The sequence below is a fragment of the Polaromonas sp. P1_G4 genome (genome assembly GCF_056405475.1).
Window position 1 is genome coordinate 1 of record NZ_JBFUCA010001075.1, and the last position, 500, is coordinate 500.

The following is a 500-nucleotide window of genomic DNA, read 5'->3' on the forward strand; positions in this document are numbered from 1 at the left end:
ACACTTGAGTTGCCATGCAAAAAGCAAACTGTTCCCGCGGCATTTTTGAAGACCTTCTTTGCCAGAGTCTTTTTGAGCCGGAGCTGTTGAGGAATGTGGCAACCCTGCTGGACCAGGACCCTTTTTTCATGCGGGGGCATCTGGAGATGTTGTGGAGTGCCCAGAAAAAAGACCATGAGGAACTCTATGCCGGAGTCCTGCATGATGCCTTGGCCGCAGCGGCCACGCTTTACCGCGGCGGCGAGCTTCAGCTAAACACCCTGGCGCACTGGACATCATCAGATTTCGAAAGCCTGCGGGAGGTTTTACGGATGGGGCTGCAAAGAAAAGAGCTTTCCCTGTGGAAACGGGCGGGCATCTTTCGCCAGTTAAGGAGCCTGTCCCGCGTGATGCAGTCCATGCCGCCCGCAGACGCTGGCGAACAAAAGTACCTTGTGTTCCAGAAGACCGTGGATGTGCGCGAAATTGCCGCGGAGGTGAAAGGCATTGCGCCTTACTGG

1 protein-coding gene is annotated in these 500 nt (G+C 55.6%); it reads left to right on the top strand.

Going from position 1 to position 500, the window contains the following annotated elements; translation table 11 throughout:
- Positions 1-95 precede the first annotated feature (95 nt).
- The coding region (locus AC1D1X_RS25455) for a hypothetical protein (protein WP_477699658.1) at positions 96-500 on the top strand (405 nt) is incomplete at its 3' end.